The organism is Deinococcus pimensis DSM 21231, from assembly GCF_000519345.1.
In the GTDB taxonomy this organism is placed as follows: domain Bacteria; phylum Deinococcota; class Deinococci; order Deinococcales; family Deinococcaceae; genus Deinococcus_A; species Deinococcus_A pimensis.
In genome coordinates this window covers 35,253-50,235 of sequence record NZ_KI912679.1, presented here as the reverse complement: position 1 = coordinate 50,235, position 14,983 = coordinate 35,253, and the positions used below count along the sequence as shown (strand labels likewise).

At 70.1% G+C, this 14,983-nt stretch carries 12 protein-coding genes; 7 read left to right on the top strand and 5 right to left on the bottom strand.

The features are described 5' to 3' along the window. Positions 1-100: 100 nt before the first annotated feature. The 3 genes from DEIPI_RS0126700 to DEIPI_RS0126690 form a co-directional block, all read right to left on the bottom strand. Complete coding sequence (locus DEIPI_RS0126700) at positions 101-1,441, bottom strand: cytochrome P450 (protein ID WP_027483804.1); 1,341 nt, start codon at positions 1,439-1,441, stop codon at positions 101-103. Positions 1,442-1,519: 78 nt separating this feature from the next. Further along, positions 1,520-2,065, bottom strand: coding sequence for an HNH endonuclease (locus DEIPI_RS0126695; protein WP_045235288.1), 546 nt, complete (start codon positions 2,063-2,065; stop codon positions 1,520-1,522). Positions 2,066-2,238: 173 nt separating this feature from the next. Further along, entirely contained in the window at positions 2,239-2,865 is a 627-nt protein-coding gene (locus DEIPI_RS0126690) for a MarC family protein (protein ID WP_281173273.1), read from the bottom strand. Positions 2,866-3,073: 208 nt separating this feature from the next. Between DEIPI_RS0126690 and DEIPI_RS0126685 the strand changes: the two genes are divergently transcribed. Next, entirely contained in the window at positions 3,074-4,150 is a 1,077-nt protein-coding gene (locus DEIPI_RS0126685) for a chemotaxis protein CheB (protein ID WP_027483801.1), read from the top strand. Between the two features lie 72 nt (positions 4,151-4,222). Here DEIPI_RS0126685 and DEIPI_RS34990 read toward each other — a convergent pair whose 3' ends face one another. Further along, positions 4,223-7,213: a CheR family methyltransferase gene (locus DEIPI_RS34990; RefSeq protein WP_045235287.1), complete on the bottom strand. Its 2,991-nt coding sequence runs from the start codon at positions 7,211-7,213 to the stop codon at positions 4,223-4,225. Between the two features lie 237 nt (positions 7,214-7,450). Between DEIPI_RS34990 and DEIPI_RS0126675 the strand changes: the two genes are divergently transcribed. The 6 genes from DEIPI_RS0126675 (at position 7,451) to DEIPI_RS0126650 (ending at position 12,562) form a co-directional block, all read left to right on the top strand. Next, entirely contained in the window at positions 7,451-8,737 is a 1,287-nt protein-coding gene (locus DEIPI_RS0126675) for a sensor histidine kinase (RefSeq protein ID WP_045235286.1), read from the top strand. 75 nt (positions 8,738-8,812) lie between these two features. Next, on the top strand, positions 8,813-9,859 hold the full coding sequence (locus DEIPI_RS0126670; RefSeq protein WP_027483799.1) for a chemotaxis protein CheB: 1,047 nt from the start codon (positions 8,813-8,815) through the stop codon (positions 9,857-9,859). A gap of 116 nt (positions 9,860-9,975) precedes the next feature. Continuing rightward, complete coding sequence (locus DEIPI_RS0126665) at positions 9,976-10,263, top strand: hypothetical protein (RefSeq protein WP_027483798.1); 288 nt, start codon at positions 9,976-9,978, stop codon at positions 10,261-10,263. Between the two features lie 150 nt (positions 10,264-10,413). Then, positions 10,414-10,674 carry a cold-shock protein gene (locus DEIPI_RS0126660; RefSeq protein WP_027483797.1) on the top strand — a complete coding sequence of 87 codons (261 nt, stop codon included), beginning with the start codon at positions 10,414-10,416 and terminating at the stop codon, positions 10,672-10,674. 126 nt (positions 10,675-10,800) lie between these two features. Continuing rightward, positions 10,801-11,985, top strand: coding sequence for a sensor histidine kinase (locus DEIPI_RS34985; protein ID WP_052352058.1), 1,185 nt, complete (start codon positions 10,801-10,803; stop codon positions 11,983-11,985). Positions 11,986-12,295: 310 nt separating this feature from the next. Further along, positions 12,296-12,562 (top strand): hypothetical protein, encoded by a 267-nt coding sequence (locus tag DEIPI_RS0126650; protein ID WP_027483796.1) that lies wholly within the window; start codon positions 12,296-12,298, stop codon positions 12,560-12,562. Positions 12,563-12,679: 117 nt separating this feature from the next. Here DEIPI_RS0126650 and cphA read toward each other — a convergent pair. Further along, positions 12,680-14,983, bottom strand: a 2,304-nt coding sequence (cphA, locus tag DEIPI_RS34980; protein WP_084475045.1) for a cyanophycin synthetase, incomplete at its 5' end; no start/stop codon positions are given.

Genomic DNA, 14,983 nt, shown 5'->3' with positions numbered 1-14,983 from the left:
CGCGGACCCCGCGACGGACTGGCGCTCGTGGAACCTCTCGCGCGTGAGGGCGGCGCGGTTGCTCTCGGACCCGGGCCTGCCGCGCTGAGCACCTCCCGGCCTACCGCCGCGCGTGCAGGGTCATGCGGACCTCGCCGCGCGGGCGGAGGCTGATGGCGGGCTCGGGGACCGGCATGTCCCCCACGAGACGCAGACGGTAGCGCTGCGCGATGGTGGCGAGCAGCACGAGCGCCTCCATCCGCGCGAACTCCCGCCCGATGCACACGCGCGGGCCGCCGCCGAAGGGGAAGTACGCGTACTTCGGCAGGGACCGCTCGAAGTCGGGCGCGAGCCAGCGTTCCGGGCGGAACTCGGTGGGCGCGTCGAAGAAGCGGGGGTCGCGGTGCGTGACCCAGTGGTTGATCCAGAAGACCGTGCCCGCCGGGGCGTCGAAGTCGCCCACGCGGACGGGCTGCTTCGCGCGGCGCTGCGTGCTCCACGCGGCCGGGTAGAGCCGCAGCGTCTCCTTGATGACGGCGTCGGTGAACGCGAGGCGCGGCAGGTCCTCCATGGTGGGCGCGCGCCCGCCGAGGACCTCGTCCAGCTCGGTGTGCAGGCGCGATTCCACCGATGGGTGCGTGGCGAGCAGCGAGAACGCGAAGGTCATGGTGGTGGCGGTCGTGTCGTGTCCGGCGAGGAAGATGTTCTTCACCTCGTCGAGCAGCTGACGGTCGGACATGCCACGCCCCTCGTCGTCGCGGGCGAGCATCAGCATGGAGAGCAGGTCGCCGCGGTCCTCGCCGCTCGCGCGGCGCTCGTCGATGATGGCCTGCCCGACCCGGTCGATGGCCTCCACGCCGCGGTTCACGCGTCGCCAGCCGGGCGTGACGTCGTTGCGCGGGATCTTCACGGGCCGCCCGAGGCTGCGGTGGAACTCGGTGAGCACCTCGTCGATGGCGGCGCTGACGGCGTCGGCACGTTCGCCGGGGTCGGTGTCGAGGACGGCCTTCGCGACGATGTTGAGCGTGAGCTTCGTCATGTCGAGGTGCAGGTCACGCGTCCGACCGGGCTGCCACTGCCCGAGGAGGCGCGTCCCCTCGGCGGCCATGAGGTCGGCGTACGCGGCGACGCGGCGGTGGTGGAAGGCGGGCTGCGCGAGTCGGCGCTGCCGCAGCCAGAAGTCGTCCTCGCTGACGAGGAGGCCGTTGCCGAGCAGCGCGCTCAGGATGGGGTCGCCGCGTAGGCCCTTGTCGAAGAGGCGTCCGGAGTTCACGTGGACGAACTCGATGTCGGCGGGGGCCCCGAGGACCCACACCTCGCGTCCGGCGAGGTCGAGCCGCACGACGTCACCGTGAGCTCGGGTGACGTGCTCCATGTAGCCGAGCACGTCTCGCGCGACGAAGGGCACGTGCCCGACGAGCGGCAGGCGGCGGGGCGCGGGCGGCAGTGCGGCGAGCGTCATGAAGAAAGCATAAAGGCACCCGGCGAAGACGCATGAGAGAACGGCCCCTCCAGGCGAGGGGCCGCCTCGTCGGAAGCGTCAGGCGTAGATGTACTTGCTCCACTCCTCGTGCCACTGGGCGAACTGCCCGGCGACGTACAGGCCGAAGGTGGGAACGCGCGGGCGGGCCCTGAGGACCAGTCCGGCCTCGTCGGGCGTGCGGTTGCCCTTGCGCTGGTTGCAGTCGCGGCAGGCGACGACGACGTTCTCCCAGGTGTGCCGTCCGCCGCGCGAGCGGGGCGTGACGTGGTCGAGGGTGAGGTCGTTGCGGGAGCCGCAGTACTGGCAGGTGAAAAAATCTCGGCGCAACACGTTGCGCCGATTGAAGGGGACGGGGTGCGCGCGGGGCCGCCGCACGTACCGCCGGAGCCGGATGACGCTGGGAATCGGCATGACCGTGCTCGGCGAACGCACGGTGTCCTCACTTTCCTCCAGCACTTCCGCCACCCCGTACTGCACGAGCGTGATGGCGCGCTTGGCGGACGCGATGTGCAGCGGCTCGTACGACGCGTTCAGGACCAGCACGCGCGGCGTGTTGAGCTTCTGCGCCGCGTCATTGGTTTGCACGGCGGACGAAACGTTCACGTGAAAAGTCTACCCGGTCACACGTCAGGGGAATGTTCAGGAATCCCGAATCTAGCCATTTCATGTAGCTCGGGAAGCCCTCATTGAGTTCGGGGAACGCGCTCACGAACGAACGAGGCGCGCCTGTATAGGCAGCATCTCCCAATGGATCCACACACCGCGCACTACAACGATCAGCCCGCGAAGAAGCCGCGCACCCCGTCCGCGACGTACTGTACCGCGAGCGCGCCCAGCAGCACGCCCAGCACGCGCGTCACGACGTTCACGCCCGTCAGGCCGACGAGCCGCGCGATGACCGTGGAGAGCCGCAGCGCGAGGTAGCAGAGCGCCAGCACCACGAAGGTCACCAGCAGCACCGCCAGCACCAGGACGGGATTCCCACGCGCGTCCCCCACGAGGATCATGACGCTCGCGAGCGTGCCGGGCCCCGCGATCAGCGGAATGGCGATCGGGAAGACGCTGATGTCCTGCCGTTCCTGCGCCTCCGCCTCCTCCTCGGGCGTCTCGCGGGTGCCGCTCGTGCGCGCGAAGACCATGTCGAGCGCGATGAGGAAGAGCAGCACGCCGCCCGCCACCCGGAACGCGTCGAGGCTGATCCCGAGGTGCTCCAGCAACGCGCGTCCCGTGAGACCGAACACGAGGATGATCAGGCCCGCCACCACGACCGCCTTGAGGGCGATGGCGCGCCGCTCGAAGCTCGGGCGATTGCCCGCCAGCGCGATGTACACGGGCGCGAGCCCCACGGGGTCCATGACGACCAGCATCGTCAGGAAGGTCTGAGTGATGAGAGCAAAGAGCACCTCCACAACGAGGAGTCTAACGGATGCGGCGCGACGCTCATCACACGGTCGACCTCGGCGACGCCGGGTTGTCGGTCGGTTCCTGATCGGGCGTGCCGTCGCCCAGGGGGCCGATGCGTCGCCCGGTGGTCCTGTGCCGCCGTCGACTCTGAAGTCGACCACAGGCGACCCGCACACGCCTCCCCCACCCCGCACGCATGCTGACCGCATGTCCACCGCTCCGGTCGTCACCATCGGCGGGTCCGCCGGCGCACTCGAACCGCTCGTCGCGCTCGTCGCGCACCTTCCGGCCGATCTTCCCGCCGCCGTCCTCGTCGTCGTGCACGTCTCGCCCGACCACCCCAGCCATCTGCCCGACATCCTCTCCCGCAGCGGTCCCCTGCCCGCCCGGCACGCCCGGCACGGTGACCTCGTCGAGGCGGGACGCATCTACGTCGCGCCGCCCGACCATCACCTGCTCCTCGCGCACGACCACCTGCGCCTCTCACGCGGCCCGAAGGAGAACCGCTCCCGGCCCAGCATCGACGTGCTGATGCGCTCCGCCGCGTACACCCGCGGTGCGGACGTGATCGGCGTGCTGCTGAGCGGCATGTTGGACGACGGCACCTCCGGCCTGTGGACCGTCAAGCGGGCCGGCGGGCAAGCCCTCGTGCAGCACCCGGAGGACGCCGCGTTCCCCAGCATGCCGCTCAGCGCGATCCGCGCGGTCAGCGTGGACGCGATCCTGCCGACCGGGAAGCTCGCGCCGGAACTGACCCGCCTCGTGACGACCCCTCCACACCCGAGGAAGAGGAGCGACATGAACGACGAGGACCGCCGCCGACTCGAACTGGAGGTCGGCATCGCCGACGGGGGCAACGCCTTCGAGTCCGGCCTGCTCGACCACGGCACGCCCTCGACCTTCACCTGCCCCGAATGCCACGGGGTGCTGGTGGGCGTCCGCGAAGGACCCGTCACGCGGTTCCGCTGCCACACCGGGCACGCCTACACCGCGCAGACCCTGCTGAGCGAACTTCGCGGCTCCATCGAGGCCGGCCTGTGGAACGCCGTGCGCGCCCTCGACGAGGACGTGATGCTGCTCGAACACCTCGGCAGGCACTTCGAGGAAGCCGACCAGCCCGAGCTGGCCCGCGCGTACCGCGAGGAAGCGCGCGAGGCGAAGGAGCGGGCGCGGGGGGTGCGGCAGAGCGCCCTGCGCGCCGGGCAGATCGGGCACGACCGCCGTCCGGCGCTGACGCGTGACCCCCGACACGGCGAGCGGACCGCCGCGCACGAGCTCGAGTGACCGCGCCGGGCCCGGCGGACGCTGCGGGACGTGAGGGGGACCGGGCGGCCCGGCCACCCTCACACCGCCCGGTCAGTCGTCCAGGCTCGTGGGGTCCCCGCTGAACGCCTCGCCCACCTGAACGACGGCCTCCACGATCGGGGTGATGTCCTCGAGGGTCATGAGGTGCACCGCCGTCTTCCCGTCGGCGCTCACGATCGGCCACGCCTCCACCTTCATCTTCCGGACGCCCGGGCCGGGCACGTCGAGGTCGATGACGTACTGGCTCAGCGCCTCGTCCGTCAGCACCATCCGCTCCAGCTTCTCGCGAAGCTCCCACAGGTCCAGCTGACGGCTGCCCAGCTCGAACAGCCGTTCCCCGAGCGACTGCTGCGGGTTGAGGCGCAGCAGGCCGTACAGCGCGCGGTTCGCGGAGAGGAGCCGCAGCTCGTCGTCGAAGACCAGCATCGGCAGCGGGATGCTGTTCAGCAGCGCCTCCGAGTACAGCTCGCTCCGGTCGAGGTTCGTTTCGAGGGTCTTGACGCGGTCGATGTTGGTGAAGGCCGCGACCACCCCGTCGATGAAGTTGTCCGACGTGCGGTACGGACTGATCCGCATGAGGTGCCAGTGCCCGTCGAGCGCCCGAACCTGCGTCTCGATCGGCAGCAGCGTCTCCAGCACGGTCGTGACGGTCCGCTCGAAGTCCGTGTCGTGCAGCCTGACGTTGATGTCGCCGATGTGGCGGCCCACGTCCGTCGGGAGGAGGTTGATCACCTCCCGGATGAACGGGGTGAAGCGTTTGATGCGCAGGTCGTTCCCGAGGAACAGCGTCGCGATGCCCGCGCTTTCGAGCAGGTTCTTCATGTCGTCGTTGGCCTGCGCGAGGTCATGGATGATCCGCTGGTGCTCCGCGCTCGTGGTGATGAGCTCCTCGTTGACGGACTGGAGTTCCTCCTTGGAGGTCATGAGTTCCTCGTTGCTGCTCTTGAGTTCCTCGATGGTCGTCTGGTACTCCTCGTTGGTGCTGCGCAGCTCCTCCGAGGAGATGACGCCATGCTCCAGCGTCGCCTGAAGGGTGTCCCGCAGGTGCTGCACCTCCCGCGTGAGGGCCTGCACCGTGTCGATCTGCTCGGGCCGGTCCTCGCCCGAGCCGTCCACGACGCCCTCGGCGCTTCGTTCCTGAAACACGATCAGCAGCGCGTCCGTCACGCCGGGATGCTCGATCGGCTGCACCGTCAGGTCCAGCACGACCCGCACGCCGCCGATGTCGTGGTGCACGTCGCGCAACGTGACCACGCGCCTTTCACGCGCGACGCGGGAGATCACGGCGGCGAGTTCGAAGCGCAGGCCGTCGCGGGTCATCGCGAGGACGTTGTTGGGACCGTTCGACCCCGCGGGCAGTTCGAGGTACCGCCCCGTGTGTCCGGTGACGTAGAGGATGTCACCTTGCGGATCGACCACCACCGTCGGTGGAACGAACCGCGTGAGCAGCAGGCGCTGCACGTGCTGCGCGAGCGTCGCCCCGTCCGACGTGGGACGCTCGTGTCGCGGTCCCGGCGGCGGCGTCCGCCTCGCGGGGTGATGAGTGAACTGAAGCTGCCCGACCGGCAGGGTGCCCGCCACGCCCAGGTCACGCCGGTAGATCTTCCAGCGCGGGTCGAGCAGCCGGAAGCGGTCCTCGCCCAGACCGACCGCTTCGCTCGCCCCGAGGAAGAGCAGCCCATGGGGCACGAGCGCGTAGTGGAACACGGTCAGCACGTGCTTCTGGAGGTCCACGCCGAGGTAGATCAGGGTGTTGCGGCACGTCAGCAGATCCACCCGCGTGAACGGCGGGTCGTTGAAGGTGTTGTGCAGCGCGAACACCACCCGCTCGCGGATGACCGCGTCGATCTGGTACCCGTCCCCATGACGGGTGAAGAACCGCGCGAGCCGCTCCGGCGTGACCTGCCCCTCGATGGAGCGCGGGTACCACCCGAGGCGGGCGCGTTCGATGGAACGCGGGTCGATGTCCGTCGCGAACACCTGGAACCCCATCGGCGTCTGCCCTTCCGGGACCCCCGTGAGTTCGTGCAGCAGCATCGCGACGCTGTACGCCTCCTCACCGCTGGCGCAGCCCACCACCCACGCGCGAAACGGCTCCTCATCGCGGTCGCGCGCCGCGAGGTACGTCCGCAGGTGCTCGGAGAGCCGCTCGAACGCCTCCACGTCACGGAAGAAGCTCGTGACGTTGATGGTGAGGTCCTCGAACAGCGCGTCCACCTCCTCCGGATGCTCCTGGAGGTGCCGGGCGTACTGCCCGAGCGTCCGGATGCGCGAGGCCTTCATGCGGCGGTCGATGCGGCGCAGCAGCGTCGTGGGCTTGTACCGCGTGAAGTCCTGCCCGGTGCGCGCACGGACGATCAGCAGCACCCGCTGGAGGTCCGCGCTGGACGCGGCCTCCGGATCCGCCTGGAGGAGCGGCTGGTGCGTCACGAGCTGGTAGAGGCGGGCGGCGAGCTCCTCGGCGGGCCGCACCTCGTCCGCGACGCCGCTCCGCACGACGCTGGCCGGCATGGACGGGTAGTCGGCGCTGGCGGGGTCCTGCGCGAGCACGAGGCCGAAGTTCTCCTTCACGGCGCGCGCGCCGCGCGTGCCGTCGCTGCCCATGCCGGAGAGGATCACCGCGACGGCGCGTTCGCCCTGATCGGCCGCGAGGGCCGTCAGGAACGCGTCGATGACCTCATGACCCCGGCCGGGTTCGAGGGCCTCGAGCAGCAGCCGTCCGTTCATGACGCTCACGCCGCACCCGGCGGGCAGGACGTACACGTGGTCGGGTTCGAGGAGCGCGCCGTCCTCGATGACCTGCACGGGCAGGGAGGTGCAGCGCGCGAGCAGGTCCGGCATCAGGCTCTCACCTTGAGGGCTGAGGTGCGGCGCCACCACGAAGGCCATGCCGCTCCCGACGGGCAGCCCGAGGAAGAAGCGTTCGTACCCGTCGAGCGCCCCGGCGGACCCGCCGATCCCGACGACCGCGCGGGGCCTCGGTTCGGGGGAGGGATTCGTGGGCGTCGAGTCGGCGGGCGCTTCTTCGTGCGGTTCTGACATGGAGGTCCTTGTGGGCGGGGAGGGTACAGCCGGGGAGGTGAGCGTGGAGCGGCGTCGACTGACCATCACTGTAGTGCGTGGGGGTGAGCGCACCCGTCCGGTCGGCCGGGCAGGCGTGAACGACGCGGGCGTGGTGCGGACCGTGCCCGGTGCTACACTGCCCGCACGCGCCTGCACGTCGTCCCTCTGCTCCCCACCTCGACGCCTCGCGCGAGTGACGACCCGACAGGACCATCCATGAGCGACCATCACGACGACGAGACGCGCCGCCTGCGCGAGGAAGCCGAGCGGCAGCTCGCCGCGTCCACCCCGCACGCCCTGCCGGACACGACCGAAGCGCTGCGGCACGAACTGTCCGTCCACGAGATCGAACTCGAACTCCAGAACGAACGTCTGCGCGAAGCGAACGTCGAACTTCGCGCCGCCCGCGACCGGTACGAGGAACTGTACGAGTACGCCCCGGTCGGGTACCTCACCCTCGACGAGCGCGGCGAGATCCGCAGCGTCAACCGCCGCGCCACCGACCTGCTCGGACAGGACCGCGAGCGGCTGCTCGGCCGCCGCCTCACGCAGTTCGTCGCGGCGGAGTCCCGCACGACGTTCGCGCTGCTGCTGCCGCGCCTGCACGCCAGCGAGGCGGGCGCGGCGGGAGAACTGCGGCTCGAACGTCCCGACGGGCGCGCTCTGCCCGTGCGGCTCGAAGGGCGCGCGCACCCCACGGGCGGGACGCTCGTCGCGCTGACCGACATCAGCACCGAGCACGAGGCACGCGAGGCGCTGCTGAAGCTCAACGAGACGCTCGAAGGGCAGGTGGAGGAACGCACCCGCAAGATCCGCGAGCTGGGTGACGAACTCAGGACCGTCGCGCTCGCCGTCGCGGAGGACCTGATGGCGCCCCTGCGCCGCGTCGGTGGATTCGTGGAGGTGCTGCGCCGTGAGGACGCCCTCGGCGACACCCGCGTGGAGCACTTCCAGCACGTGTTCCGTTCCGTGAACCGCATGGAGGAGCTCACGACGGCGCTGCTGGACTACACGAGGGCGAGCCAGATGCGCGTGCGGGTCGCTCCGCTCGACCTGAACCGCGTCCTCACCGAGGTCCGCAAGGACCTGCGGCCCCTGATCGGGGAGCGGGCCGTGCACGTCACGAGCGCGAAGCTGCCGGTCGTTCAGGGTGACAGCACCGCCATGCAGCTCGTGTTCCTCAAGATCCTGGAGAACGCCGTGAAGTTCACCGCCACCCGCGAGGAGGCGCGCGTCCACGTCAGTGCCGAGGAGTCCGCGACGGAGGTCGTCGTGCGCTTCGAGGACAACGGCGTGGGGTTCAACAACCGGCACAAGGACAGGCTGTTCGGGGTGTTCAAGCGGCTGCATTCCGAGTCGGCCTTTCACGGGACGGGCATCGGTCTCGCGATCGTGCGGCGGGTCGTGCTGCGCTTCGGGGGGCGGGTGTGGGCCGAGGGCCGCGTGGGAGAAGGCGCGACGTTCTTCGTCGCGTGGCCGAAGCAGCCCGTGGTGCTGGAGTGACGGGAACGACCCGGATGGCGTGCGCCTTCATGCGGGCCACACGTGACGACGTGGCGCGACGGGCAAGGTGAGGGCATGCTGCCGTTCCGGCTGGTCGTCATCGGCGCGTCCGCCGGTGGAACTCTGCCCCTGATCGACCTCGCCCGTGGCCTCCCCGCCGACTTCCCCGGCGCGATCTGCGTCGTCACGCACATCCCCAGTCACGTGCCGAGCCGGCTGCCGGACCTGCTCGGCAACGCCGGCCCGCTGCCCGCCTCGCACGCGCGGGACGGCGAACGCATCGAACGTGGGCGGATCTACTGTGCGCCGCCCGATCATCACCTCCTCGTGGAGGACGATCACCTCAGCGTGACGCGCGGCCCGAAGGAGAACCGTCATCGGCCCGCCGTGGACACGCTGTTCCGCTCCGCCGCGTACAGTCAGGGCGTGGGCGTCATCGGGGTGGTGCTGTCGGGCATGCTGGACGACGGCACGTCCGGACTGTGGACGGTCAAGCGCTTCGGCGGCACGACCGTCGTGCAGGACCCCGAGGACGCCGAGATGGACAGCATGCCGCTCAGCGCGCTCGACCAGGTCGAGGTGGACGAGGTCGTCCGCGCGAGCGACCTCGCGGCGCTGCTGGCGCGGCTGGCCGCTCGACCCGTGGTGGACCCGTGGGAGGTGACGGTCGGTGACGACGAACGCAGGCGCGTGCAGGTCGAGGTGGGCATCGCGCGGCGGGACAACGCCTTCCGGAGCGGCGTGATGGACTTCGGGAAGGTGACGCCGCAGACCTGCCCGGAGTGCGGCGGGGTGCTGGTGCAGATCAAGGAGGGTGGCTTCACGCGGTACCGCTGCCACACCGGGCACGCGTACACCGGGGACGCGCTGCTGGTCAGCGTGACCGAGCACGTGGAGGAGACGCTGTGGCAGACGATGCGGACGCTGGAGGAAGCGACGATGCTGCTGGAGAACACGGGGGCGGAACTGGAGGAGAGCGGGAACGCCCGGCTCGCGGAAGTGTACCGCGCCAGGGCGCGCGAGGTGGAGGCGCGCACGCGGACGCTGTTCGACGCGATCGCGCGGGGCGAGACGCTGAGCGCGGAGCGGCTCAGGCGTGAGGCCGAGCAGGACGAGGGGTAGGACGGGTGAGTGGCGGGGCGGGGCCGGGACCGGCTCGTGCCGGTGTCGTTCGTGGGGCGTGAAGGAAGTTCATCGGGATCAGGCGCGGCGCACGCGGCACGCCGTTAGCCTGGGCCATGACCTACAAGCGCAATGGCCGCTTCCTGCACATCGACGAGCACACCATGATCGCCGTGGAACACATCAGCGATCTCGTGTTCGCCTCCGAACCGCATCTGGACGGCGCGTTTCCCTCCAGACCGACCCCCGACGAGCTGGACCGGATCTACAGCGTCCGCATCACCATGTCCAACGGGACGAGACGGCAGGTGACCCTCATGGCGGAGCAGGACTCGTCGAATTTCGCCGGGGAGGACGACGCGCGGCGGCAGTTCGGCCGCCTCGTCGACCTCGCGTCCCACTGAGCGTCGCTCCATTTGTGAGGCGAACCGGATTATGTTCGTCGCAATGAACTAGACTGAGTGAGTCATTTTCCAGGTACGCATCGAAATATGAGGCGCGCAAGGTGAATTGCCTTGCGCGCCTCATCGTATTTGGAAGTCAAGGAGTTGAGTATGGCTATCGGTACTGTGAAATGGTTCAACGCGGAAAAAGGCTTCGGGTTCATTCAGACGGCGGGGAGCCCCGACGTGTTCGCGCACTTCAGCGCGATCTCCGGCACGGGCTTCAAGAAGCTCAACGAAGGTGACGAGGTCGAATTCGACGTCGAGGAAGGCCAGCGCGGCAAGGGCCCGCAGGCGAAGAACATCCGCGTGACGAAGGCCGCCGAGGTCAGCGAGTCCGCGGGCGGCGCCCGCCGCGACTACCGCTGGTAATCCGGCACCCCCGAGGGCAGACGACCGATCCCGGTCGTCTGCCCTCTTTCCTGAGCGGACGGGGTCACGACGCGTCCGCTCCATCGCCGCGTCCTCGGACGCACTCCAGCGAAAGCCAGGCCCGCCATGCCGACGGATGAACAACGCGCGCTCGAACTGCGTGTCCGCACCCTCGAAAGCGACCTTCAGGCGTGCCGGCAACGCGCCGTCACGCTGTTCAACGAAGCGCCCGCCCCGTACTTCCTGCTCGACCCGCAAGGCCGCATCGTCGAGGTTAACGTCATCGGCTGCGGTCTGCTCGGACGGACCCCCGAGGAGCTGCTGCGCCGCACCTGGACGTCGTACCTGACGCCCACTTCCAGATCCTCGTTCGCGCTGCTGCTCAGGCTGGCGTTCGAGGACGGCCTCGTGCATCAGGGAAACGTGCAGCTGATGGGCGTGGACGGCGCGCCCAGCGACGTGCTCGTCCAGCTGCGCACCCAGCAGCGGAACGGGGTGGGGCACCTGCTGGTCATCGCGACGGACATCTCGGAACACCAGCGGGCGCAGCAGAGCCTGCTGGACGACAACGCCGATCAGGAGCAGCGGTTACGTCGGCAGGCCAGCGTGACACGCCACCTCACGCAGGAACTCGAGAACATCACGGTCACGTTCATCCAACAGCTGCACCTTCCCGTGGCGCGCGCCCTGAACTTCCTCAGGCTGCACCACAACCGAACGACGCCAGCCGAGCAGCCCGGAGCGGTCGCGGGACACCTGGGGAACGTGGAGGGCGCGGTCCTTCAGATCCTGATGCTGCTCGCGTCCGTGGAGCGGTTCATGGACCTGCGGCGCATGCGGCTCACGGTGAGGCCGGTGGACCTCAACAAGGTCCTCTCGGAGGTCCTCAAGAACGCCACGCCGATCATGTCGGACCGGGACGTCCGTGTGACGAGCACGCCCCTGCCGACGGTGCAGGGCGACAGTCGCGCGCTGTCGCTGATCCTGGACGAACTGATCGCGAACGCCCTGAAGTTCACCAAGCTGCAGGAGCAGGCGCGGGTGTCGGTGATGGCCTACGAGACGGCGTCGGAGTACCACCTCGGGGTGGAGGACAACGGCGTGGGGTTCAACATGCGGCACAAGGACAGGCTGTTCCAGTTGTTCGGGCGGCTGCACCCGTCGACGGAGTACGAGGGGACGGGGGTGGGGTTGGTGACGGTACGACGAATGTGCGAACGCTTCGGGGCCCGGGCCTGGGCGGAGGGAACGCCGGGCGAGGGCGCGACGTTCTGGGTGGCGTGGCCGAAGGCGGTGACCCTGACCGCCTGAGCTCACCGACGTCCACGCGCGGCTCCCCGGGAGCCGCGCTCCTTTTGACCTCAGCCTCTTCATCCAAGTCGACGGTCGGCCTCCACTTCCCTCGGTTCGCCTTCAGCCCTCCCTGTCCCGCCACGTGCGCCTGCCCCATAGGCTGCGTCATGTCATCCCGACGGACGTGCCCCCGAGAGGCCCAGGCGAAGATCGGCATGCTGTTCGGCTTCCGCGAACCACCCGGCCGGTCCGCGCCCGCGACGCCGCACGACGACGTCCGGGTCAGCGGCCCGTTCCGGCACCGGACAGTGGGAAGGAGTGAGGGGAGATGAGCGCGTACGATGACCACGGCCTCACCCACATGTGGCGGCATCATCTGACGGAAGAACAGTGCAACCAGCTGGCGTGGATCCAGACGCACAAGTGCACGGTCGAGGTGGACTCCCTCGACGCTTCGGACGGTGTGGAACTGGTCCTGACGGTGCTGGTGGACCAGCGCAGCATCATCAGCACACACGGTGGAGACGTGCGGCAGGTCTTCGACCGGGCGTACCGTGCGGTCGTGACGCTGCTGTCGTTGGGTACGGAGCCGTGACACCACGGCGGGGACGAGCCGAAGGTCGCTGACGAGAGGACCCCCGCGAGCCGCGCGGGGGTCCTCTCCTGGCGATCGTCGTGCGCGGCGCCGCGCACGATGATCGCCTACCCTCCCTCAGGCGCGGTGGGTCTCCCTCGCGCCGCGCGACTCGTCCGGCAGGAGCCGCGGCGGAGTCCCGCTGCTGTCGAAGTCGCGGATCTGCCGCCAGACGTTCTCCACCTCCGTCACGAGGATCACCACGAGGTCACCCTGCCGCGCCATCCGCAGGGCCGCGTCCACCGCCTCGCGCTCGTTCAGGATGGTCGTGACGCGCTCCTCGGGGGTGCCCGCCGCGAGGGCGCCCTCGCGCACGAGCCGCGCGCCCACGCCCTCGCGGCGGCCACGTCGGTACTCGTCTTCACGCACGACGATCTCGTCGAAGGCCTCGGAGGCGAGCGCGCCCATCTCGCGGATGTCCTCGTCCCGGCGGTCGCCCGCCACGCCGATCACGCCGACCACACGGCCACGCTCGGGCCGCAGGTGCCGCACGAGGTCACGCAGGTACCCCAGCCCGCTGGGGTTGTGCGCGTAGTCCAGCAGCACCCGGAAGGGATGGCCGTCGTACAGGTTGAGCCGCCCCGGACTCTGCTCGAACGACGTCGTGAACGTCGAGAGCGCCGAGCGCAGGACCGGAAGCGGCACGTCCCGCGCGAGCGCCACCGCGCACGCCGCGAGGGCGTTCTGCACGTTCACGGCCGCGAAGCCGCCGAGCGTCGCGGGAATGTCGCGCGCGCGGATGATGGGGAGCCGCTGACCGCCCTCGTACATCACGAGCTCGTCGCCGAGCACGGTCGGCTCGCGCAGCACCGCCAGGCCGCCCTCGGCGATGTGCGCGCGCAGCACGGGCGCGGCGCCGTCCCCTCCGTTCATGGAGAAGAACGCGATCCGTCCGCGCGCCCGCGCCCGCATCTCCACCACGAGCGGGTCGTCCGCGTTGAGGACGCTCGTGCCGTGGTCGGTGACGACCTCCGCCACGAGGGACTTCACCGCCGCGAGGTCCTCCATCGTCTCGACGCCCGCGAGCCCCAGATGGTCGGGCTGCACGTTGAGGACCACGCCCACGTCGGCGCGGTCGAAGCCGAGGCCCTCGCGCAGGATGCCGCCGCGCGCCGTCTCCAGCACCGCCACGTCCACGTGCGGGTCGCTCAGGACCACCCTCGCGCTCTTCGGGCCGGTCGTGTCGCCCGCCGTGACGAGCTCGCCGTTCACGTAGATGCCGTTGGACGTCGTGAGGCCCACCGTGTGCCCCGCGTGCCGCAGGACGTGCGCGATCATCCGCGACGTGGTGCTCTTGCCGTTCGTGCCCGTCACCGCCACGATCGGCATGCGGCACGGCGTGCCCTTCGGGAAGAGCATGTCCAGAACGGGCGCGGCCACGTTGCGGGCCTTGCCCTCCGACGGCTGCAGGTGCATGCGGAAGCCCGGCGCGGCGTTCACCTCCACGATCCCTCCGCCCGTCTCGTGGACGCTGCGCGTGATGTCGGGCGAGATGAGGTCGATGCCCGCCACGTCCAGCCCGATCACCTTCGCGGCGCGGCGAGCGACCGTGATGTTCTCCGGGTGCGTCTCGTCCGTGCGGTCCACGGCGGTGCCGCCCGTGGACATGTTCGCGGTGTCCCGCAGGTACACCCGCTGTCCCTCCTCGGGCACGCTGTCCGTCGTGAGGCCCGCGCGGGCGAGGAGCGCCTCCACGTGACCGTCGAGCTTGATGCGGGTCATGACGTTCTCGTGACCCTCACCGCGCCGGGGGTCCCGGTTGATCTCGTCCACCAGCTCACGGACGGAGTGACGCCCGTCGCCGACGACGTGCGCGGGCACGCGCTCCGCCACCGCGACGACCTCGCCGTTCACGACGAGCACGCGGTGGTCGTTGCCGGGGAAGTAGCGTTCCACGACCACCTGACGGCCATGCGCGCGGGCCTCCTCGAAGCCGCGCCGCACGCCCTCCTCGTCGTGCAGGTCGAGCGTGACGCCGCGCCCGTGATTGCCGTCGAGCGGCTTGGTCACGACGGGGAAGCCCAGACGCGACGCGGCGCGCGCGGCCTCGTCGGCGGAGCGCACCACGGCGCCCTTCGGGACCGGCAGGCCCGCGCGGTCGAGCATCTGTTTCGTGAGGTCCTTGTCGCTCGCGGTGCTCGTGGCGATGTGCGGCGTGAGGCTCGTGATGCTCGCGCGGATCTGCCGCTGGTACTTCCCGTAGCCGAGCTGCACGAGGCTGTGCTCGTCGAGGCGCAGGGTGGGGATGCCGCGCCGCTCGGCCTCGTTCACGAGGGACGCCGTGGTGGGTCCCAGCGTGTGCCGTCGGGCGGCGCGCCGGAGCTCGTCGAGGTCGGAGGCGAGGTCGAAGGCGCGGGCCGGGTCGAGGCGGGTGTCCACGCC